This is a genomic window from Psychrobacter sp. BF1 (assembly GCF_019279065.1).
GTDB classification, from domain to species: domain Bacteria; phylum Pseudomonadota; class Gammaproteobacteria; order Pseudomonadales; family Moraxellaceae; genus Psychrobacter; species Psychrobacter urativorans.
In genome coordinates, this window is sequence record NZ_JAGYWV010000010.1 from 22,734 (window position 1) to 43,998 (window position 21,265).

General features: G+C 42.5%; 16 protein-coding genes and 1 tRNA gene. 11 read left to right on the forward strand and 6 right to left on the reverse strand.

Annotation, left to right across the window (positions count from 1 at the left end):
- Positions 1 to 2: 2 nt before the first annotated feature.
- The 4 genes from KZA12_RS11280 to KZA12_RS11295 form a co-directional block, all read right to left on the reverse strand.
- A complete protein-coding gene (locus tag KZA12_RS11280; protein ID WP_218690303.1) occupies positions 3 to 284 on the reverse strand; it encodes an AlpA family transcriptional regulator in 282 nt (93 codons plus the stop codon).
- A gap of 123 nt (positions 285 to 407) precedes the next feature.
- Entirely contained in the window at positions 408 to 1,982 is a 1,575-nt protein-coding gene (locus KZA12_RS11285) for a hypothetical protein (protein WP_218690304.1), read from the reverse strand.
- Between the two features lie 162 nt (positions 1,983 to 2,144).
- Positions 2,145 to 3,608 (reverse strand): tyrosine-type recombinase/integrase, encoded by a 1,464-nt coding sequence (locus tag KZA12_RS11290; protein WP_218690305.1) that lies wholly within the window; start codon positions 3,606 to 3,608, stop codon positions 2,145 to 2,147.
- A 159-nt stretch (positions 3,609 to 3,767) separates the two neighbouring features.
- Positions 3,768 to 3,844: transfer RNA gene (locus tag KZA12_RS11295), tRNA-Arg, on the reverse strand.
- 263 nt (positions 3,845 to 4,107) lie between these two features.
- Between KZA12_RS11295 and KZA12_RS11300 the strand changes: the two genes are divergently transcribed.
- The 4 genes from KZA12_RS11300 to queF all read left to right on the forward strand — a co-directional run bounded on the left by KZA12_RS11300 (position 4,108) and on the right by queF (position 8,227).
- On the forward strand, positions 4,108 to 4,809 hold the full coding sequence (locus tag KZA12_RS11300) for a cytochrome c5 family protein (protein WP_218690306.1): 702 nt from the start codon (positions 4,108 to 4,110) through the stop codon (positions 4,807 to 4,809).
- Positions 4,810 to 5,066: 257 nt separating this feature from the next.
- The gene (locus KZA12_RS11305; RefSeq protein WP_218690307.1) at positions 5,067 to 6,029 is read left to right on the forward strand and encodes an ABC transporter ATP-binding protein; all 963 of its coding nucleotides are present in this window, start codon (positions 5,067 to 5,069) and stop codon (positions 6,027 to 6,029) included.
- Positions 6,030 to 6,061: 32 nt separating this feature from the next.
- Positions 6,062 to 6,835, forward strand: a complete 774-nt coding sequence (locus KZA12_RS11310; protein ID WP_201623072.1) for an ABC transporter permease — start codon at positions 6,062 to 6,064, stop codon at positions 6,833 to 6,835.
- A gap of 525 nt (positions 6,836 to 7,360) precedes the next feature.
- Positions 7,361 to 8,227, forward strand: coding sequence for an NADPH-dependent 7-cyano-7-deazaguanine reductase QueF (gene queF, locus KZA12_RS11315; protein ID WP_218690308.1), 867 nt, complete (start codon positions 7,361 to 7,363; stop codon positions 8,225 to 8,227).
- Between the two features lie 218 nt (positions 8,228 to 8,445).
- On the opposite strand, the gene KZA12_RS11320 is transcribed toward queF, so the two are convergent.
- On the reverse strand, positions 8,446 to 10,164 hold the full coding sequence (locus KZA12_RS11320; protein WP_218690309.1) for a proline--tRNA ligase: 1,719 nt from the start codon (positions 10,162 to 10,164) through the stop codon (positions 8,446 to 8,448).
- Between the two features lie 516 nt (positions 10,165 to 10,680).
- Here KZA12_RS11320 and KZA12_RS11325 point away from each other — a divergent pair.
- Positions 10,681 to 11,451: a DUF4230 domain-containing protein gene (locus tag KZA12_RS11325; protein WP_218690310.1), complete on the forward strand. Its 771-nt coding sequence runs from the start codon at positions 10,681 to 10,683 to the stop codon at positions 11,449 to 11,451.
- Between the two features lie 175 nt (positions 11,452 to 11,626).
- Here the strand turns inward: KZA12_RS11325 and KZA12_RS11330 are convergent, their stop codons facing one another.
- Positions 11,627 to 13,306 (reverse strand): deoxyribodipyrimidine photo-lyase, encoded by a 1,680-nt coding sequence (locus KZA12_RS11330; RefSeq protein WP_218690311.1) that lies wholly within the window; start codon positions 13,304 to 13,306, stop codon positions 11,627 to 11,629.
- A 179-nt stretch (positions 13,307 to 13,485) separates the two neighbouring features.
- Between KZA12_RS11330 and KZA12_RS11335 the strand changes: the two genes are divergently transcribed.
- The 6 genes from KZA12_RS11335 (at position 13,486) to KZA12_RS11360 (ending at position 21,004) form a co-directional block, all read left to right on the forward strand.
- Positions 13,486 to 14,163 (forward strand): phosphoribosylanthranilate isomerase, encoded by a 678-nt coding sequence (locus KZA12_RS11335; RefSeq protein WP_201622988.1) that lies wholly within the window; start codon positions 13,486 to 13,488, stop codon positions 14,161 to 14,163.
- Between the two features lie 313 nt (positions 14,164 to 14,476).
- Positions 14,477 to 15,763, forward strand: coding sequence for a tryptophan synthase subunit beta (gene trpB, locus KZA12_RS11340; protein WP_256932952.1), 1,287 nt, complete (start codon positions 14,477 to 14,479; stop codon positions 15,761 to 15,763).
- Between the two features lie 96 nt (positions 15,764 to 15,859).
- Complete coding sequence (gene trpA, locus KZA12_RS11345; protein WP_201622989.1) at positions 15,860 to 16,687, forward strand: tryptophan synthase subunit alpha; 828 nt, start codon at positions 15,860 to 15,862, stop codon at positions 16,685 to 16,687.
- 224 nt (positions 16,688 to 16,911) lie between these two features.
- On the forward strand, positions 16,912 to 17,856 hold the full coding sequence (gene accD, locus KZA12_RS11350; protein ID WP_218690354.1) for an acetyl-CoA carboxylase, carboxyltransferase subunit beta: 945 nt from the start codon (positions 16,912 to 16,914) through the stop codon (positions 17,854 to 17,856).
- Between the two features lie 272 nt (positions 17,857 to 18,128).
- Positions 18,129 to 19,505 (forward strand): folylpolyglutamate synthase/dihydrofolate synthase family protein, encoded by a 1,377-nt coding sequence (locus tag KZA12_RS11355; RefSeq protein WP_218690312.1) that lies wholly within the window; start codon positions 18,129 to 18,131, stop codon positions 19,503 to 19,505.
- Positions 19,506 to 19,693: 188 nt separating this feature from the next.
- Positions 19,694 to 21,004: a LysM peptidoglycan-binding domain-containing protein gene (locus KZA12_RS11360; protein ID WP_218690313.1), complete on the forward strand. Its 1,311-nt coding sequence runs from the start codon at positions 19,694 to 19,696 to the stop codon at positions 21,002 to 21,004.
- Positions 21,005 to 21,265: the final 261 nt, after the last annotated feature.

The window sequence follows — 21,265 nt, forward strand, 5'->3', positions numbered from 1 at the left end:
GGTTATGCCTCACTACTAGTAGTAGCTTGGCTATGACTATCCAACCATTGATTTATTTCAGATAAGCGCCAAACGCTGGCATTTCCAATTTTTATAGGAGCCGGGAATTTGTCGTTTTTAATCAGATGATAGATGTGTTTAATAGAGAAGCCAGTGATACCGCGCGTAGCAGGCTTGGCGGTCACGTTGCGCTTTTGCCCTGACTTTGTGATGTGGGTCTTAGCGGCTCGCGCTGGCTGGTTGGCAAGATCTGCCATTCTTAGATATTGATCGACTAACGTCATGATAGTTCACCTCTTAGCGTTGAAAGTAATGGGCGGTAATGCCCTGCTATGAGGTGAATATAACTTTTCTCAGTGGGGTTACTGCAAGGGGTAACCCATTAAATAACGGGTCACCGTCAAGGGTTACTCTTGGGGGTTATCGTCATCTAAGTCTTTGATATTTAAACCTTTAATGATTTTAAAGTTTTCAACATCTTTTTTTTGTTTGTTGATTTGTGGATTGGTTATTTTACTTAACCTACTAATTAATGCTGCACCATGAATGGTTTTATCTAGTCCTATTTTTCCAGCAATAATACCAAATCTATCGGAGTGGTCTTTTATATGAGGATTATCAATCTCATTCAAGATATAACTCTTCTCCCATATGATTAAAGCTAAATGAAGTTCGGGAGGGTAATCATATTGACTGCTCCCTTTCCAGTCATAAAAAAGCGTTGGTTTTATATTTGATTGTTGAATTAGCTTATCTTCAAGACTTTTTATATGTATATCTTGCTGCTTGATTCTATTATTAGCGGTCGCCAGCTCCTCAACAAGCTGATCATAGGTTTTAATGACGTGTCCTACTGCTGGCAATCCCACCTTGTCATTATCATTCGATAGTTTGTCGTTAAAGCCCTTGTAAATAAAGTTATGGTTAGCTAGCCATGTTTTAACTTGTTCAGCTGGAATTTGGTCGGTGTCATTAGGGACTAAGAAGCCGGCATCAATGGCATTACAAACCATGCGATGATGCCTTAGATAATTAGCGTCGTTATTAATGTAAGCAGGGTTCTCGTCAACGATCAAGCAAGTCATATCTGATGCAGTGAAGAACGCATAGGTTATTAACAGCCTTTGGTTTTCACCCAGGTTGCTAATTACAGAACTATTATCTGATAGCTTTGGGGTAGGTAATTGACTTTCACTTTGATTCGACTCTCCTCGTTCAAACGTATCAATATCTATATCACTCAAGTCTGGCAAGTCTGCATATTTAAAGTGAAAGTCTATGAAAGTTTTAAGGTTTTCATCTGTGAAATTTATACCGAATTGACTACTGTCTAGGCTATGGTAAATATTTCCTAATACTTCAATTGAGGTTTTATAGTCTAAAATATCGGCTTCTGTAACTAATAAGTATTTTTGGTCTTTATGTAAATAAAGCTCAACTTCATTGAATGAAACATTTTGAATCAAGCACTCAAGCACTACCTTCAAAGGTTTTCCCGAACCAATACCTTTGCCTAGATTATTTACATATTGAAGCGCAGAAATGTATTTTCGATTATCTTCTGCAAGCCATTTATCAACTGGGTTGTTGATATCCTCAACGTTAATAAAGGGCTTCTTATAGCTATTAGGATTTAGATTAAGGCTCTTTATAAAACTAGCATTAAAAATCTCATCTTTCAGAAAATAAGATGTTAGAAACTCATCATTTTTCTCTAACTCACTCATGGTATAAAAGCGATGACTATCTGTTTTGTCACTTTTAGATATTAAATATTTTATATTGCCCTCAAATGAATACCCATTACCAGAATTTTTGATATAAATACTGATGCTGTCATGGCGATCGGATAAACAAAATTTACCTATGTACTCAATGACTAAGTCATTACTATCTTTAGTATGATTAGAAACCAACTTAATGAATGCATTAACACTAATATATTCATCATCTTCTTTTTTTATTAGATCTACTAAGCTCACAGTACACACCCTTACACCCTTAACCATAATAGGAGCAAGGCAGTGACAGTTTAAGGGTGTGAATATCTGTCGTTCGGGGGATCAGCCCTAGCCTTGCAATTGGTATCGATAGCGATTGACGCTATCAAGTTCGGTTTGTCAGTCCAATACTGACGTTATTTGTTAAAGCTGCTCTGCAAGCTTCATTAAAACTTCTTTTGATATCCCTTGTGCTTTCAGGCTCTTTATCAGAGCGTCCTTGTCATGCACAGCTATATCAGTCGCTTGTTTATTCCTAATCTGTATTTCTTCTGATACCTCATCAGGCGTCAACAACTCAAAGTTAATAGCCTTGCCAGCACGTAAGTCGTCTAAATAGTCTGCCCATTGATTCATCATTACTTGCCGCTCGAATAAATGCGCTGATAAGTCATAACGCTTTTTCACGCTTGATTGTTCAAGGTGCGCAAGCTGTATTTCAATGATGTTCTCCGGGAACTGCAACTCATATAATCCTGTGCTGGCAAGCTGTCTAAAGCCATGGCCAGTCATTTTGGGGTAGGGGTCGCCCGTATAACCCATTCGTTTTAATGCTTGATTGAACCAAACTTCACTATATGGTTTACCGCTCTCAAAGTTGTAGAATACGTAACCTGTTCGTTCTGTCAGTGGTCGCATACGCTCGATAATAGCTACTGCTTGCGGTGACAGTGGGATGATATGGTCTTGTCGCATTTTCATCTTGTGTGCCGGTACACGCCAGACGCTTTTATGATAATCAATTTCTGACCATTCAAAAAACCTAAGCTCTTTAGTTCTCACAAAACAAAGCGTCATGAGCTGCAAGCCAGCCACTGTTTGCTGGTGCCCGTTCGGGTGCTTCTCTATATAGTTATCGATATTACGTAGCAGTTCTGGGAATTGATGCTGCTCAACGGCTTTCATGCGCTTGGCTTTGTGAGGTCTTAAAGCTTTATTACGTCCGCTGGCGAGGTTGATAATGTCATACCCTAGAGTATTGATAGCATGCTCAAAGATGGAGCTGATGAGTCCCATACACTTATGAGCAGTCTCTGACGTGTATTTACCTTGCTTCTCGAACTCTGCTTGAATATCTAGCCCTGTTTTAATCACATCTTGCGCGGTGATAGCGCCAATAGGGTATGAGCCCAAACGTTTGAGAATATGATTATCCAAAAATCCTTGCAGCTTTTGTACGTTCTTTGATGTGGTTTCTGATTTTTCGTCTAGATAGCTTTTTGCTATGGTTTTAAACAAATCTCTTTGTTCATAGTTATTCTTTAAGTGGCTTTTGTGTTCGGTAGGATCAATACCATCAGCAAGCAATGCTTTAGCTTTATCACGTGCCAGCCGCGCTTGCTTCAATGATATTTCAGGCTTGAATGCTGCATCAGCGTTTTGTTTGCAGGATTTATAAACACCAATTTGATAGGTTTTTTGTTTTGGCTTGATATCTTTATCAGATTGATAGCGATAGGTCATTTGCCAAAATAATGTGCCATTGGTGTGTTGGATTAGGTATAGGTTATTACCATCGCCATGACGAGTGATTTTATCTGGCACCGGTTGCTTGGCGATCGCTTTCACGCCAGCATCAGTCAGTTGATAATCTTTTCTTTTAATCATGACATCACCATGAGATGTTAAAGGTTTTTAACAACTATTTTAACAACATTGTAGTGGTGCTGCTAGGTAATGGCAAGTAATGTTGAAAGACATAAACCTTTTAAGGTAAAGGAATAAAGGCTTTGGAGGTAATGCGAGGTTATGTACAAACACGGTGATTGGTGCGCTCGGCGGGAATCGAACCCACGACCCTCGGCTTCGGAGACCGATACTCTATCCAACTGAGCTACGAGCGCATTAGGCTTGAAATTAAGACCGCTTAGTCTAACAAATAAAAGCTGTAAAGCCAATCAACAAAGTTCGCTATTGAGGTTTCTTTAGAAAAAACACTATAGTCAGCAAACAGGCATGGCAATTTACCCCTCTTTTCCCTTATAATGATAGGGGAAATAACTATTAATGACCACCGATTACGAGTGTACTAGTAGAATTGATATATATTAATTAATATATTTAATAAGTGCTAGCCATTTGTACAAGATATAAGAGAACGTGACGAATGAGAAAAGTAGTGATGTTATCGGCAGCTGCCATTCTAGGAATCGCTAGTATCGCGGTGAGCCAAGCTGAAGAAGTTGTAGATAAGCCTGTAGCTATTTCTGCAGTAGCAGAAGATACGGCCGCTGAAGCTCCTGCAGCAGTAGGTGGTGAAGTTAAAGCTGCTGCGGATACTACTAGTACAGATACTACTAGTACAGATACTGCTAGTACAGATACTGCTAGTACAGATACTGCTGCTGCAGCTGATGGCGCGGCAGATCCAGCTGCTGCTGAGCCTGCCATGGCTGCTGCGGTTGTTGAAGAGGAGCCTATTCCTCAAGATACTCCACAAGTTCAGAAGCTTATTGCTCTTTATCCAAATCTAATTGCCCGTATTCAGCCTGTAGGTCAGGTTTGTTTTGAAGATGGCGAGATTTGTGATGTAACGGCACGTTCTTCTGGCCCCTCGGCTGGTGATGGCCCTCGCGACGGTGGTGCTGTTTATAATGCCGTCTGTCATACTTGCCATGCAACAGGTTTGTTAGGCTCACCTAAACTAGGTGATGCTGGTGCTTGGGGACCTCGTATAGCACAAGGTAAAGAGACGCTATACACTCATGCAATCAATGGTTATAACGCTATGCCTGCTAAAGGCGGGGCTGATATCCCTGATGAAGAAGTACAAAACGCTGTTGATTATATGGTTGGTGAAGCCAGCTAACGGCTAGCAATACTATTGAGTTTATAGAGCACCTACTTTATTAGCTAAAGTAGGTGCTTTTTTATTTGTGCGATTTACTCCAAGCTATTGCTTGAATATATTGCTCCAATCTATTGTTTAGTGACTGTAAATAGTCGATAAGTTACTCTTATCTCATCGTTATAGGCGTAGGCAGTTGAAATCGATTGTAACTAGCCTCACATTAAGGCCTTAGATACGTTTTTAATCATTCTTAAATATATAACAAAGAGGCCTTCATGTCTGAAGTACCTGCACTTGCCATCGAGCATTTATCCAAAACTTACGATAATGGCTTTTCAGCGTTGAAAGACGTGAGCCTAGTCGTCCCTCAAGGTGGGTTTTTTGCCTTATTAGGACCTAATGGTGCTGGTAAGTCAACGATGATTGGTATCATCAGCTCACTGTTTAAGCCAACTGCCGGTAGCGTGAAGATATTCGGTATCGACTTGTTAGAGAACCCGTCTATTGCCAAGCAGTATCTAGGTATAGTGCCGCAAGAGTTCAATTTCAATATGTTTGAAAAAGTAGAAGATATTATTATCACCCAAGCGGGTTATTTTGGCATCCCTGCTAAAGAAGCTAAGCCACGTGCTGAGCGTCTGCTTAAAGCCTTAGGTCTATGGGACAAGCGCAACAGTAAGTCCCGCGAGCTATCTGGCGGTATGAAACGACGCTTGATGATTGCTCGAGCGCTGATTCACAAACCTAAGCTGTTGATTCTTGATGAGCCCACGGCTGGGGTAGATATTGAGCTGCGCCGTTCAATGTGGGAGTTTATGCAACAGATCAACGTCGAAGAGAACACTACTATCATTCTGACGACTCACTATTTAGAGGAAGCTGAACAGCTGTGTAAGCGCATCGCTATTTTAGATCATGGTGAAATCCGTATTAATACTGAGATGAAAGATTTGCTTGGCCAGCTATCGGTTGAGACCTTTGTATTAGACTTAGAGCAGCCCCTTCATCAGCCGCTAGTAATCGATAAAGTCACGGCGATTACCCAGCCTGACGAGCTGACAGTAGAAGTCACCTTAAGTGAAGGCGAGAGTCTTAACTGTGTATTTGAGCAACTCACTGACCTAAATATTTCAGTGGCCAGTATGCGTAACAAATCAAACCGCTTAGAAGAGCTATTTATGCGTTTAGTAGATAAGAATATTCAAAGCGCTGACAGTATGAAGGAGGCAGGGTTATGAGTAAGGACATAAGAATAGATCCTAACGAAACCATGTCATGGAACAAGAAGTGGATAGCTTTTAATACTATATTTATGAAAGAGATTCGCCGAATCTTACGTATTTGGCCGCAGACATTACTACCGCCAGTGATTACTATGGCGCTATATTTTGTGATTTTTGGGACGATGATAGGCGATAGAGTTGGCGAAATGGGCGGTGTGCCTTATATGCAGTTCATCGTGCCGGGCTTGATTATGATGGCAGTCATTACCAACAGCTACTCGAACGTGGTATCGAGCTTTTTTAGTGCTAAGTTTACCGCTAGTATTGAGGAGCTATTAGTCTCTCCCGTCTCTAAGCATGCAATCTTGATGGGATATGTTAGTGGCGGTATTTTTCGCGGCTTGACTATCGCTGTCATTGTTTCAATCGTGGCGCTGTTTTTTACTGAGCTGGGTATAGAGCATTTATTTGTCACTATATTCACCGTTTTAGGGACGTCAATTTTGTTCTCATTGGGCGGTTTTATTAACGCCGTATATGCGCGCTCTTTTGATGATATCTCCATCATTCCAAGCTTTGTATTAACGCCTCTAACCTTCTTAGGTGGGGTGTTTTATTCAATGGAAGACTTATCGAGCTTTTGGCAAAACATCTCCTTATTAAACCCAATTGTCTATATGGTTAACGCTTTTCGCTATGGTATTTTGGGCTATTCTGACGTCAACGTTTGGTACTCAATGGCGGCTATTTTTGCCTTCTGCGTAATATTCTATGTTATCTGTTATCGTTTGCTTAGTAATGGCTCACGCATTCGCTTGTAAAGGGATTGCTGACAGCTAGAATAGAGCTCTATAAAAAGTCCAACGTGGTTGGGCTTTTTTTATTCTCGCTACAAAGGGCAGTTTTTCATTCTTTCTAACCGCGAATAGCTAGTAGCTAATTCTATGAGAGTGCATTGGCGATTATTTGATTTTTGCTAGCCAATCTCGCCGTCCGCTATTATCTTGCCAGTCTGCTAGGGCGTCGGCTAATGGCTGAGCCGATTCCTGCTGCCGCGAGACTCAGCCCAGCCAAGCCGTCGCAACCTAGCAATCAGACAAGGATAACCGCTACAGTCGAGGCTAAAAAGCGTCAAGTAATTGAAGAGTAGCGACGGAAGGTTAGAGATCGCAAGCTGCGCCCCACCCATGTGTCTAACATCGTCACATCATATTTGAAAATAGCTTGGTTTTAGAATGTGAGATTCAGTAATGGTTTTTCAACAAGCCCTACATTAAGGTAAAATGATTCTCTTTTTATACATGACTATTCTTTTTTAAAGTCATGGCGAATTTCAAAGGTAATTTATGAGTATTCACGGTATTTTAGGTGAGCAAACTACTGACTATCCCACTCAGTACAGCCCAGAGACGCTATATCCGATTGCTCGTAGCATAGGTCGTGATGTTATCGGCTGGCAACAGCACAAGCTGCAAGTGGGTATGGACTGGTGGCATGCTTTTGAGATGTCATGGCTTAATCTGCAAGGTATCTCGCAAGTAGCAATGGCCCGCTTTAGTATTCCAGCGACTTCAGCCTATATCGTTGAGTCCAAATCGTTAAAGCTGTACTTAAATAGTCTTAACTTTACTGAGTTCGCTAACTGGCAGCAAGTACAAACCTTGCTTGCCAAAGACCTATCAGCTTGCGTCCAAGCACAGGTAAGCGTTGAGTTAATAGCGTTAGATGATATGCAGTCGGGATTGCTAATCATTGAGCCAGAAGGGACTAGTATCGATGATGCTTTAGCAGAGTGTGCAGACAAGGTGGCATTGACCCTACATCCTGACGCTTCTCTATTAAAGGCTGGGTCAGACAATAGTGTTAACAAACAACCGCCAGTACAGCACAGCGTTAGTTTTTACTCCAACCTGTTGCGTAGTAATTGTCCGGTGACCAATCAGCCAGATTGGGGTACCTTAGCCGTTACCATGACCAGCGCCAACACAGTTGCTCATGCTGATATGCTGCGTTATGTATTAAGCTTTCGTCAGCATAATGGCTTTCATGAGCAATGTGTAGAGCAGATATTTGCGGATTTAAGCCAGCATTTCCAGCCCAGTGAATTAATGGTAAGAGCTTGGTATACACGCCGCGGCGGTATCGATATCAATCCTTGCCGAGTCAGTGATCTAAGTTTATTACCTAAGCCGAGTCGTCTAATCCGTCAATAGGGCTATTGATGAGGATAAGGTATAAATAAACCAGTCTGTGAATAAAGCCGATTCATAGCCAATGCTGATTATAAGCAAAAAAAGCGCCTATCTTATTGAATAAGACAGGCGCTTTTCTATACTGATTATTATCTTGCTGAGCTAGTTAACAGTTGTTTTTATTAACTCAGTATTTACTAACTTAGTATTTACTAACTCAGTATTTACTAACAATAACGCTATTTAGCACTAATTTTTGCTAGTACTTCATCACGGCTAAGCATAAGCTTTTCACTGTCACGGCGATTGACGTACTCATACTTGTCTTCAGCAAGGTTACGATCTGAGACAACGATACGATGCGGAATACCGATCAGTTCTAAATCAGCAAACTTAACGCCTGGACGCTCGTTACGATCATCAAGCAATACATTAATACCAGCCGCTTTTAGCTCTTCGTATAGAGCAGTAGCCGTTTGCATCACCGTATCTTCTTTAGACTTCATCGGCACGATAGCTACTTCAAAAGGCGCTAGCGAATCACTAACGTTAGGAGTTACTGGCCACATCACCCCGTTTTCATCATGGTTCTGTTCGATAGCAGCGGCAATAATACGGCTAACACCTATACCGTAACAGCCCATCATCAAGATAACTGGCTTGCCATCTTCACCCGATACGCTACAGTTCATCGCTCGTGAGTACTTATCACCCAACTGGAAGATATGGCCAACTTCGATACCACGTTTGATCTGTAAAGTACCTTTGCCATCAGGAGAAGGATCGCCTTCATTGACGTTGCGAATATCGACAATACGAGTAATGTTAGCGTCGCGAGCCCAGTTCATGCCGATAGTATGTTTATTAACTTCATTAGCACCAGAAACAAAATCGGAAAGCGCTGCTGCCGCACGATCAACAAACACTGGCATATCTAGCTCAACGCCAATATAGCCTTTATGTAGACCAGCTGCTTTTAACTCTTCTTCTGAAGCCATAGTTAAAGGCGTATCAGCTTCTTCTATTTTTTCCGCTTTAATAGTGTTGAGCTTATGATCACCACGCAACACTAAAGCGATAAGCTGCTTATCACCCTCTACAGTATGACCGTGGACAATAAGGGTCTTAACGGTAGTTGCTAATGGAACCTGTAAATGTTCAGCGACTGCTTCACAAGTAGGCATGTTCTCAGTGAGTACGTCTTGACGTTCAGCAGTAGGGGCTTGACGCTCAGCAGTACTGATTGACTCAGCAAGTTCGACGTTAGCCGCATAATCAGAGGCATCAGAGAAGGCGATATCATCTTCACCGCTATCGGCCAGTACATGGAACTCGTGTGAGGCAAAGCCACCAATCGAGCCAGTGTCCGCTTGTACAGCACGGAAATCTAAGCCTAAGCGAGTAAAGATACGCACGTAAGCTTCGAACATTTCTTGATAAGTCTTGGCTAATGAAGCTTGATCGACATGGAAAGAATAGGCATCTTTCATAGTGAATTCACGAGCGCGCATTATGCCAAAGCGGGGACGAATCTCATCACGGAACTTATTCTGAATTTGGAAAAAGGTAATAGGCAGTTGCTTATAACTACGTAGTTCACCTTGTGCCAAGTTAGTAATAACTTCTTCGTGAGTAGGTCCCAATACGAAGTCGCGATCGTGACGATCTTTGAAGCGTAACAGCTCAGGACCATAATCGTCGAAACGACCAGTGGTTTGCCAAAGCTCAGCAGGCTGAGTCATTGGCATTAGCACTTCTTGTGCCCCAACATTCTGCATCTCTTCACGAACAATGCGCTCAACTTTTTGCAGGACTCGCAAACCTAGCGGCAACCATATATATAATCCAGAAGCGATTTTGCGGATAAGACCGGCACGAACCATTAGCTGGCTTGAGGCGATATCGGCATCACTCGGGGTCTCTTTTAGCGTAGCGAACAAAAACTGACTGGCTTTCATAAATAAAGCGTAACCTTATCAACGATCAAACAATAAATAAATAAGGCACTGGGAGTTCGATTAATAGTTTAATCTCACCTTTGATTTGCCTTCTTAGTGGGGTATATCTAACGGTTAGGGTGTCCATAGCTATACTTATAATAAGTACTTATCAAGCCAGTAGCTTGATAGTTAATTGTGCTTATACAGCATAGACACAACCTAGCATAGACAGCTATGGACTATGGTAGGTAAAGTTCGCCTAAGACGCAATGACTTTTTATCTTTTCAACTATAACTAAGCTTAAACCGTAAAGTTACGCTACTAATAAAGACCTATCGACTAATTTTTATAGCAACATAGCAGAATGGGTCTGACTATAACTACCTGACTATAGCTACCTGCTCTCTCAGCAATTGTGTAGAGATATAGTAGCGGTTACTTGAACTGACAGCTAGCAAGCAGCATTTATAGCAAAGTATCTAAGGCTTGTAGCGCTTTTATCTATTATTAATAACTTTTATGAGGTAGCTGATATGACCACGTCTGACCATAAACCTGTCAACAGCGATAGTTCGCTTAGTAAGCAGCCTAAATCGAAACCAACCATTGCAAAAATGTCTTGGTTATTGCTGATTATTGGTTTGGCAGCTTTAGTAGCGGCTATTTATATTTCTCAAAGCAGTCAAGATGAGGCAAAAATTAATACTATCACTCGCGAGGGGGTAGTCACTCGGATTCAGCAGCTCAATCGTTTACAGACTGTGGCTTTTAATGTGGATACTATCATTACTAGCGAACGCGCGGGCAGTTGGATGAAGTTGTGGCAAGATGAGCAAAAGGCTTTATTTATCGCTAAAGGTCGGGTGCAAGCGGGTATCGATTTGAGTGCTTTGACTCCTGAGATGGTACAAGTAGTACAGCCTGCTGAACCGCTGAATGTAGAGGGTAAGGGCGCGCAGTCTATCGATGCGAATAACCCCGTCTCTACTATGCCGCAGATCATTATTACTATACCGCCCTCAGAGATATTCGCAGTGTATTTGGATGATATAGAGATTTATGATTGGCAAACTGGGGTATTCGGCATGATGCAAGTAGACCCTGCTATTTTGGCGCAAGCGCAGAGCATGGCCAAAAAAGAAGTACTAGAGCGCGCTTGTCGTGGCGATGTTATGACGATCGCTCTCGAAAACGCTCAAACTCAGTTGCAGCAGCTGTTTTCTTTAACAGGGGCGACCGTTACGGTTAATACGCAAGGTACTGGCGCTTGTCAGATGCCAATGAGTAACGCCACAGCATCTTAGAATACGCTTATCTACACCTATTAATCTACCACCGTTTATTTTCAGGTTGCTGATGTAATATAAGCGTTTTTTACCAGTTTATTATTGAGGGCGGTCTATTAAAGGCCGCTTTTTAATGGCCCACTTTTAGTAGCTACTTTTTGACAGTTACTTTTTAACAGTTACTCTTTAACAGTTATTTCTTAAATTCAGCAATAGCGGCTAGTCGAGCTTGTTTATGTTCAACTATCGGCGCCGGGTAGGCAGTATTAACGAACTTACCACCGCTACTAAAAGCTTTACGCATTTTATCTTCGCTATGTAAGATGCTGGCAGGAAGCGCTTTTAGCTCAGGCAGCCAAGTTTTAATAAAGATCGCATCAGGGTCATGGCTCTTAGCTTGGCTAAAGGGATTCATAATGCGGAAGTAGGGCGAAGAGTCGGTGCCAGTCGAAGCACTCCATTGCCAGCCGCCATTGTTAGAAGCAAAGTCGCCATCTATCAGCTGCTGCATAAAGTAACGCTCGCCCCACCGCCAATCAATCAACAAATCCTTAGTCAAAAACATCGCAGTCACCATACGCAAACGATTGTGCATAAAGCCTGTCGCATTGAGACAGCGCATCGCTGCATCTACCAATGGCACCCCAGTTTTACCAGCACACCAAGCAGCAAAGTCCTGCTTATCATAAGACCAGTCAACCTTTTCATCGGTAGCCTTTTTATAAGCTTGATGCCGAATCAGTTCAGGCTTCTCTACTAGCACATGACGATAGAAGTCGCGCCATGCCAGCTCGCTAATCCAGCGGTTGATATCTTCACTATCACTGTCATGAACCTCCAACTGTTGTTGCGCTTTTGCCGCTTGCATATAGCACTCTCTAGCACTGATGGCTCCGATAGTTAGGTAGGCAGACATATGGCTAGTGGCCTGCAAGCTTGGGACATCGCGACTGATATTATAATTGTCGATATCGTCGGCTATAAACTGCGCCAGTTGTTCCTTAGCTGCTGTTTCTCCAGCAGGGTAGTCAGCACGTGACTGTTTAAGTTGCGCCGTGCTATCGCTGTATCCTTTAAGCTCTTTGTTGCTGAGCAGAGCTTGTTGATAGTCATTAACCAGCTGATCGCCTAATGAGCTTATCTCGCTACTATTGCCCTCAGTGTTATGAGCGCTAGCAGATACTGATTTTAGCGCAGTTGGTTCCGTGCTGTTTTTATTACTAGCCAGCTGTTGAGCATCATGACTATGCATTTGACTGGCTTCTACGGTGTCTCGCCATTTTCTATAAAAAGGGGTAAACACTTTGTACATACTATCACCGTCGTTAGTAGTGATACTAAGGGGCGGTAAGACACATTGGTCATGCCAGCGGATAAACTCAATATCATGCTTTGCTAATCGCTCTGTTAGCTGTCGATCACGGTCGATTTCATTACCTTCGTATTCGTGATTGGCCATGAGACAACTGACATTTTGACTAATGCATAGCTCATTCATAGCCTCTGCACAAGCTGCAAAGTCAGGGCAAACGTAGACGCTTAGAGTAATATTTAATTGCTTATACAAGTCCTCAGCAAGGATCGGCAGCGTGCGCGCAATATGATCGACTTGTGCTACTGAGTTATCGTGCTCAAGCCACTGTTCAGGAGTACAAAAATATACGGCGGAAATTTTTATGTTTTCAGCATTTATATCGTCAGTAGAGTGTTCAGTAACGGCCCGTTCACAGAGCGCTGTCAAAGCTGTATTGTCGTGAATACGCAAATCACGGCGAAACCACATCAAATAGTGGGGTGAGGGTAGGTTGCTACTATCAGCTTGTTGGTCAACTTGGTTAGTATTATCGTTAATTGACGCTGTCTTTATAGACATTGAGAAATCCTTATTTTAATCATAAACAAAACTATGAATAAAAGTATGCTAGGATAAGTTTTTGTATGCAATTCATTTGCTATCTAAATAACAAATTATCATCACTTATTACCAGCATTTTTTATGATTTACTTGGTATTCTATCCCTAATCAACGTTTGCTGTTCGTAAGGTTATACGATGCGCGTAAAGTTCTGTGGTTTCACTCAAATCGATGATATAAATACTGCTACCCTATTAGGGGTAGATGCGGTAGGTTTAGTGTTTTATCCACCAAGCCCACGAGCAGTCAGTTGGGCACAAGCGCAAACTTTAAGTGCGGCGCTGCCTGCATTCGTCAGTGTAGTAGCTTTAGTAGTTAATATGGCTGAAGCTGAGCTCATTGAATTGGCTAAGCAAGTGGCCTTTGATATTATTCAATTCCATGGTGACGAAAGCCCTGAGCAGTGCCAGCAGCTCGCTGGCGTAGTCAATAAACGCTGGATAAAAGCTTTGCGTATAGATACTCAGCGACATACCCCAGCTAGCGTTAGTGCTAGGATTGAGCAGTTTGCAGCAGCAGGTGCTAGCAGTATATTACTCGATGCTTATCATCAGCATAAGTACGGTGGTACTGGCGATCGCTTCGATTGGAGTTTAATACCGACTGATAGTGTGCTACCGATTATTCTAGCTGGTGGCCTCGACGACCAAAATGTCGCTGCTACTCTAGATTTACCTATCTACGGCGTCGATGTAAGTGGCGGTATAGAGAGCGCTAAAGGTATAAAAGACAATGCCAAAATGCGTAGCTTTATGAAAGCCATTAACAACGATCGATGGCAAAGCGCAGCGCACAGTGCAGCAGTAGCCAACTAAAGCTTAAGTAAGTAGAGTTAAATGCTTGGTTCTTTATCCCTAGTTTTTATTAGCTAGAAGTTAATACTTAGCTTTTCACGCTTATTTCTCAATGCTTAGTTTTGAATACCAAGTTTTCAACACCTGGTTTTGAATGCTTAGTTTTGAATGCTTAGTCATGGTTTATTTGCTTGCTAAGGTTTTAGGACAAGTCCTTGAATCTTCTGACACCTCATTTTTATCATCACTTTTCAAAGTTAATTGTTCACCACTCATTTAAGTCATTAACTTTTTGAGTTATTACTATAAAAAACCCCTTATCGTAGGAATTATTATGAGTTCTGTAGCAAACCAAACCCCCAATACTAAGTCTTCTTCTACCCCAGAAGCAGTTAATAGTTTTAGCAATCCAGAAAACGTGCAAGACTTTAATCAATATCCTGATGCCCGTGGACATTTTGGCGTACATGGCGGACGTTTTGTCTCTGAAACCCTGATGGCTGCTCTAGAAGAGTTAGAAGCGCTATATAACAAAGTCAAGGCCGATCCAGCATTTTGGAAAGAGTACCATGATGATTTAGTCAATTATGTCGGTCGCCCAACCCCGTTATATCATGCCAAACGCTTGAGTGATGAGATGGGTGGGGCACAGATTTATTTTAAACGTGAAGATCTTAATCACACTGGCGCTCATAAGGTGAATAACGCTATCGGTCAGGCCTTGTTGGCTAAGATGTGCGGCAAAAAGCGTATTATCGCTGAGACTGGTGCTGGACAGCACGGTGTAGCTACCGCTACGATTGCCGCACGTTTAGGGCTAGAGTGTGTAGTCTACATGGGTGCTGACGATGTTGAACGCCAGAAGATGAACGTTTATCGCATGCGGCTATTGGGCGCTACTGTAGTGCCAGTTACTTCTGGTTCGCGTACTCTAAAAGACGCTTTGAACGAAGCAATGCGCGACTGGGTAACTAACGTTGATACTACTTATTATGTTATTGGTACTGTCGCAGGCCCGCATCCTTATCCGTTATTAGTGCGTGACTTTCAGGCAATTATTGGTAAAGAAACGCGTGTACAGCATTTAGAAAAAACCGGCAAATTACCAGATGCGCTGGTAGCTTGTGTAGGGGGTGGCTCTAACGCTATTGGCCTGTTCTTTGACTTTTTGAACGATACTGCTGTAAAAATGTATGGCGTTGAAGCCACTGGTGATGGTATCGAAACCGGCCGTCATTCTGCGCCACTAGCTGCAGGTCGTATCGGGGTATTGCATGGCAACCGGACTTACCTAATGGCTGATGATGATGGACAAATCCAAGAAACACACTCTATCTCAGCTGGCCTTGATTATCCAGGTGTTGGTCCTGAGCATAGCTTCCTAAAAGACATGAAGCGAGTTGAATACGTAGGCTGTACTGACAAAGAAGCTCTAGAGGGCTTTCATCAAGCGACGCGCAAAGAAGGGATTATTCCTGCACTCGAATCTGCCCATGCGCTTGCTTATGCCCTCAAGCTTGCTAAGACTATGACCCCTGATCAGACTATCGTGGTTAATATGTCTGGTCGTGGAGACAAAGATTTGCATTCTGTCATGAAGGCAGAAGGGCTTGAGTTTTAGTAGCTATTTTTTATAACTATCAAATCACACCAATACATATATTGAGTGATTTGATAATAAAAATTAAACTTGTTAAAAAATAATAAAGAGATCGTTATGACTCGTATTGAAAGTACCTTTGAGACTTTAAAAGCTCAAAATAAAAAAGCTTTAATTCCTTACGTAATGGCCGGTGATCCTAACCCTACTACTACTGTAGGCTTGCTACATGACTTAGTGAAACATGGCGCAGATATGATTGAGCTTGGCTTACCATTCTCAGATCCTATGGCTGACGGCCCAACAGTGTCTTTAGCAGGTGAGCGAGCTTTAGCCGCTGGTACTAGTACTCGTGATGCGCTAAAGATGGTGGCAAAGTTCCGTGAGCAAGACAGCCAAACGCCGATTATTTTGATGGGTTATCTCAACCCAGTAGAGATCATTGGTTATGATAATTTTGTGGCACTATGTGAGCAGTCAGGGGTAGATGGTATCTTAATGGTCGACTTGCCACCAGCAGAAGCTGGTAGCTTTACTCAGCATCTAACCGATAATTCGATGAATGAGATTTTCTTATTGTCACCTACTACGGTAGCTGAGCGTCGCCAGCAAGTATTGGCTCATTGTGGCGGCTACATCTATTACGTATCACTAAAAGGTGTCACCGGTTCAGCGACTTTAGACACTGATGATGTGGCGAAGCAAGTACAAGCCATTAAGGCAGAAACTGATTTACCAGTGTGCGTAGGTTTTGGTATTCGTGATGGTGCCTCTGCTAAAGCGATTGGTGAACATGCTGACGGTATCATTGTTGGTAGTGCCTTAGTACAGAATTTCGCTGGTATAGACGCTAATGATGTTGATGCTGTTGCTAGTGCTCAGCAAAATATTATGCTAAAAATGGACGAGCTACGCGATGCGTTAGATAGCCTACAGCAAGCTTAAACAAAGTTTAGATATTGTATGGTCTGTTGGTTTTTATAATATTAGTGATGACAAAGACGAATGACTTTGCTAAATTTAGTTTACGTGTGTAAACTAATATAACGTATAAATTGTTACAACTATCATAGGCGTGTCTCATCACCGCTTATATTATGACTGACTTTAACTCCCAATTTAACTCTCAGCGATTAATCAACAACTAAAATGCTGATGAGCCTTTAATGATGGCGAATAATATGACTGATACTATAACCGCACCTAATACTGAAAACGATGGCGATGTAGCCGCTACTCATACGGCTGGTAACTCTTGGTTTAATCGCCCGGTACCTGGCGTTAAACAGAACTTGACGGCTCCTTTAACCGCCGTTGAGACTGAACCATCAACTAAATGTAGTAATTGTCATTCAGTAATTACCAATACAGCTCTGATATTCAACTGCTATGTTTGCCCGCTTTGTGATCATCATCTACCGATGTCTGCACGTGAGCGTTTGCAATGGTTTTTAGATGAAGTCCAAGGCGAGCTCGGGCAGGAATTCACTGCCAAAGATCCTTTAGGCTTCATCGATAGCAAGCCTTATCCAGAGCGTATGCTTGAGGCACAGAGCAAAACTGGCGAGAGCGAAGCACTAATAGTGCTATACGGTAAACTACGTAATATAGAAGTGGTTGCTTGTGCCTTTGACTTCCGCTTTATGGGCGGTTCTATGGGCTCAGTAGTTGGCGATCGATTCGTACAAGCCGCTGAAAAATCTTTGGCGGAACGTAAGCCATTGATTTGTTTTGCAGCGTCAGGTGGGGCACGTATGCAAGAAGGTATCTTGTCATTGATGCAAATGGCACGTACAGCAGCCTCTATCGAGCGTCTCAGGCTGGCAGGTATTCCTTATATCGTAGTATTGACTAATCCTGTCTATGGTGGGGTAACAGCCTCATTAGCTATGCTTGGTGATATTCATTTAGCAGAGCCAAAAGCAATGATCGGCTTTGCCGGTAAACGTGTTATTGAGCAGACGGTGCGCGAAACTTTAGAAGAGCCGTTCCAGCGTGCAGAGTTTCTGTTAGAGCATGGGGTAGTTGATGAAGTCGTTCATCGTCATCAGCTCATTGATACTACCTATCGCTTACTGGCTAAGCTGTGCAGTCAACCTAACGTGGATGCTTAATTGATAATCTAGTGCCGCAAAGTTGGTTAAGATCATTCTTTAAGTAAGTATCTATAGCACTTATTGTCAATTGACGATAAGTGCTATTTTTGCTTTTAGGCTAAGGTTTTAGCTTTATACTAGCAGCGCAATTGGCTGTAATCGTCACTCTAAGGGCCTAAGTACTGTGTTAACTGCGGTTTCGATTTTGGTTTTCAGTGCTGTTGTTATACACTAGGGTAAAATTTCAGCTAGTCATTTATTTTTATTACTTTTATATATAGGTTTTGTCCATGTCCGTCTCTTTACCTAGTAATCCTGATAGCCCTAAGTCTGATGCTAGCTTGACCCAATGGCTAGATTATATGCAGCAGATACATGTGTCGGCGATAGATATGGGGTTATCACGTGTGTTGCCCGTAGCGGAGCATTTAGGCATCGTACAGTCTGCCAAAGAGGACACTTATGTCTTTACGGTCGCCGGTACTAATGGCAAAGGCTCAACCACTGCGGTTATCAGTGCACTTTGCCAAGCAGCAGGCTATAAGACTGCATTATATCAGTCGCCGCATCTTAGCCATTTCAATGAGCGAGTACGTATTAATGGCGAGATGGTCAGTGATGAGACCCTCATCGCTGCTTTTGATAAAGTGGAGTCGGCCCGTCTACAGTGCGGATTGACTTTATCCTTTTTTGAGATGACTACTTTAGCGGCTTTGTTGATATTTGCAGAAGCCGACTGTCAGGTATGGGTGTTAGAAGTAGGGCTTGGTGGCCGCTTAGACGTAGTCAATATTATCGATGCCGATTTAGCCGTTATTACTAATATAGGTATTGATCATGTCGATTGGTTAGGGGATAACGTTGAGGCTATAGGTAGCGAGAAAGCGGGTATCTTACGTGATAATATCAGCCTGATTTATGGCGCTACTGAGATGCCCAATAGTGTGCAGCAATTGATTAATCAGCATAACGCCAGCTGCTATCAAGTAGGAATAGACTTTAGTTATAGTGTGGTCGATGAAAATACTTGGCAGTATAGCAATGCCGCTGTCACCCTACAGCTGCCACGACCTGCTTTGTCTTTAACGAATACCGCAAACGCGCTATCAGCGGTGTTGGCTAGTCCATTGGAAGTAGATATTAACGCCATTGAGAAAGCTCTCACTACTGTCAAATTGGCAGGACGTTTTGATTACCGCGAGATAAAAGACCGTTATTGGTTGTTTGATGTTGCCCATAATGAGCAAGGGGTTGAGTTTTTACTAGCGCAGCTGTTACCATTTTGGCAGCAGCACTTAGTCAAGCAAGCCAAGCAAGCCAAGCAAAACAGTCAAAGCAGTGATAATAAGCAACCTGCAACTATTAAAATGCTATTCTCTATGTTAGCTGACAAAGATATCTCAATGGTAGTACAACGTTTGACGCAAGCTAATTTACCGATTAGTGCTTGGTTTATTGGGGAGATTGATTATCCACGTGCGGCTTCTATAGAGCAGTTAAAAACTGTACTAGCTAGTCAGGTTGATGCAAGCAATATTCATGCCTTTGCTGACTTGCAGCAAGCAACAGCAGCGGTGATAGCTGAGGCTCAGCCACAAGACTTAATAGTCGTTTGCGGATCTTTCCATACTATTGGCGAGACGCTAGTAGCCTTGGATGTGGCTTAACTCTTACAGTTTACCGTCAGCCTGCAACCGTCAAAATTTACAGCAGTGCTGCTATAGCAGACAGCGCTGAGAATATGTTTTATAATCAAAAAGGTGGCAGACAGTCATTGAGTTTTAAAAACGGCTAGCTGGTGGGGCAACAGCGTGTCGCTCAATCAACCTTTTTACCAACTAAGAGATGTGAACGGATGAATTTTTCGAGACAAGCCTTATTGGGCGTTGGGATGATTATGGGCGGTAGCGTTATGCTATTTGCTATGGTGCAACAGATTGGCGCTAACGATAAATCAGCTGATAAGTCAGCTATGATCCAAAAGGCGGATACACAACAAGCAACGCCAGCCCCATTGACTACTGATATCGATACTGAAAAACGTATTTTGGCACAAAAGCAAAGGGAACGCACAGCTCGGGTTGCCGAACAAGAAAAACGTGCCCAGCAATTTTCAATTGAGCAAGAGACTGCTGAGTCCCAAGCATTAGCTAAATCACGTTATGAAAACGAGCGCTATATTGAGAATACTACTCCAGATATGGAGGCTAGTACTAGTTCGCAGAGTGCTGAGACTACAGTGGTAGCACCAAAAGTTCAACCACGAGTAAGTACGGCAACTAACACGGTAGCCGCTGCTACAGTTAAGGCTACTAGCCCTACTAACAAGGAAGCACAACAAGCACAAGCTAAGAAACAAGCAGAAGCTAAGAAGCAAGCAGAAGCAAAAAAAAAGCTAGCAGCTGAAAAACAAGCCGAGGATAAAAAACAGGCAGAAGCTGAAAAAAAGACACTAGATAAAAAACAGGCAGAAGCTAAAAAGCGCGCTGAAGATAGTGCTAAGAAAAAAGCAGATACCAAGCGCGAAGCAGAGGCAAAATTGGCTGCTGAAAAAAAAGCCGCTAAGCAGCAAGCAGGAGCTGAACAAAAGGCAGCGGCAGCAGCCAAAGCTGCCAAGACAGAAGCACCCACCTCTACCTTAGATTATAAAGTCAAACCTGGTGACGGTTTAATAAAGTTAGCACGACAATATAATGTGCCAGTTGCTGCGTTAGCGCAGGCAAATAATACCTCTGCATCAGCCCCTTTAAAGTTGGGCCAGAATATAGTGATTCCTTCACGTAAACAGGTACAACGCCTAGAGCGTGAAGCGGCAGCTGCCGAAAAAGCGCGTGCCAATGAACGGGCCCAAGCAAAAAGGTCTGCTGAAACCAAACGTCAAGCGCAGCAGAAACTGGTTGAAGCTCGAAAAGAAGTCAAAGAAACGGATGCTAAAGGCAGCTTTGGTGTCCAAGTAGCACTAGCAAGTAACCAAGCATCAGCGGATGAAGTGGTGAAGAAGTTTAAAGATGCCGGTTATAAAGTAAAAACAAGTAATACCAGTCGAGGTGTACGAGTTATCGTTGGTCCTGAGCGCGGCAAAATAGCAGCTTTGGCTCTAAAGGATAAAGTGGATAGTGATCCTAAAGTAAATTCCAATGGAGCTTGGGTACTATACTGGCGTTGATCGACTTTGCTGATATAAAGCATCATATAAACAATGTTATAAGTCTTTCCTGCTATTATTAGCAGCCAGTTGGTTGCTATATCCTCTAACACGACATTAAATGTCGTGTTTTATCATTTATGGATTGCTGATTAATATTAGCTCAGCTAGTATAACCGCACTTTATTTTCTCTCTTTTATAACCATGGTAATCAATGATGGCTGCCATGTTGTGATTGTGGTTGCTTGGCACCAGCCACAATCGCCTTAAACTTTACATAA

Bases quoted from the DNA above. Each gene is read 5' to 3' on its own strand.
- KZA12_RS11280 (WP_218690303.1), bottom strand. From the start codon at position 284: ATGACGTTAGTCGATCAATATCTAAGAATGGCAGATCTTGCCAACCAG.
- KZA12_RS11290 (WP_218690305.1), bottom strand. From the start codon at position 3,608: ATGATTAAAAGAAAAGATTATCAACTGACTGATGCTGGCGTGAAAGCG.
- KZA12_RS11300 (WP_218690306.1), top strand. From the start codon at position 4,108: ATGAGAAAAGTAGTGATGTTATCGGCAGCTGCCATTCTAGGAATCGCT.
- KZA12_RS11305 (WP_218690307.1), top strand. From the start codon at position 5,067: ATGTCTGAAGTACCTGCACTTGCCATCGAGCATTTATCCAAAACTTAC.
- KZA12_RS11310 (WP_201623072.1), top strand. From the start codon at position 6,062: ATGTCATGGAACAAGAAGTGGATAGCTTTTAATACTATATTTATGAAA.
- queF (WP_218690308.1), top strand. From the start codon at position 7,361: ATGAGTATTCACGGTATTTTAGGTGAGCAAACTACTGACTATCCCACT.
- KZA12_RS11320 (WP_218690309.1), bottom strand. From the start codon at position 10,164: ATGAAAGCCAGTCAGTTTTTGTTCGCTACGCTAAAAGAGACCCCGAGT.
- KZA12_RS11325 (WP_218690310.1), top strand. From the start codon at position 10,681: ATGACCACGTCTGACCATAAACCTGTCAACAGCGATAGTTCGCTTAGT.
- KZA12_RS11330 (WP_218690311.1), bottom strand. From the start codon at position 13,306: ATGTCTATAAAGACAGCGTCAATTAACGATAATACTAACCAAGTTGAC.
- KZA12_RS11335 (WP_201622988.1), top strand. From the start codon at position 13,486: ATGCGCGTAAAGTTCTGTGGTTTCACTCAAATCGATGATATAAATACT.
- trpB (WP_256932952.1), top strand. From the start codon at position 14,477: ATGAGTTCTGTAGCAAACCAAACCCCCAATACTAAGTCTTCTTCTACC.
- trpA (WP_201622989.1), top strand. From the start codon at position 15,860: ATGACTCGTATTGAAAGTACCTTTGAGACTTTAAAAGCTCAAAATAAA.
- accD (WP_218690354.1), top strand. From the start codon at position 16,912: ATGGCGAATAATATGACTGATACTATAACCGCACCTAATACTGAAAAC.
- KZA12_RS11355 (WP_218690312.1), top strand. From the start codon at position 18,129: ATGTCCGTCTCTTTACCTAGTAATCCTGATAGCCCTAAGTCTGATGCT.
- KZA12_RS11360 (WP_218690313.1), top strand. From the start codon at position 19,694: ATGAATTTTTCGAGACAAGCCTTATTGGGCGTTGGGATGATTATGGGC.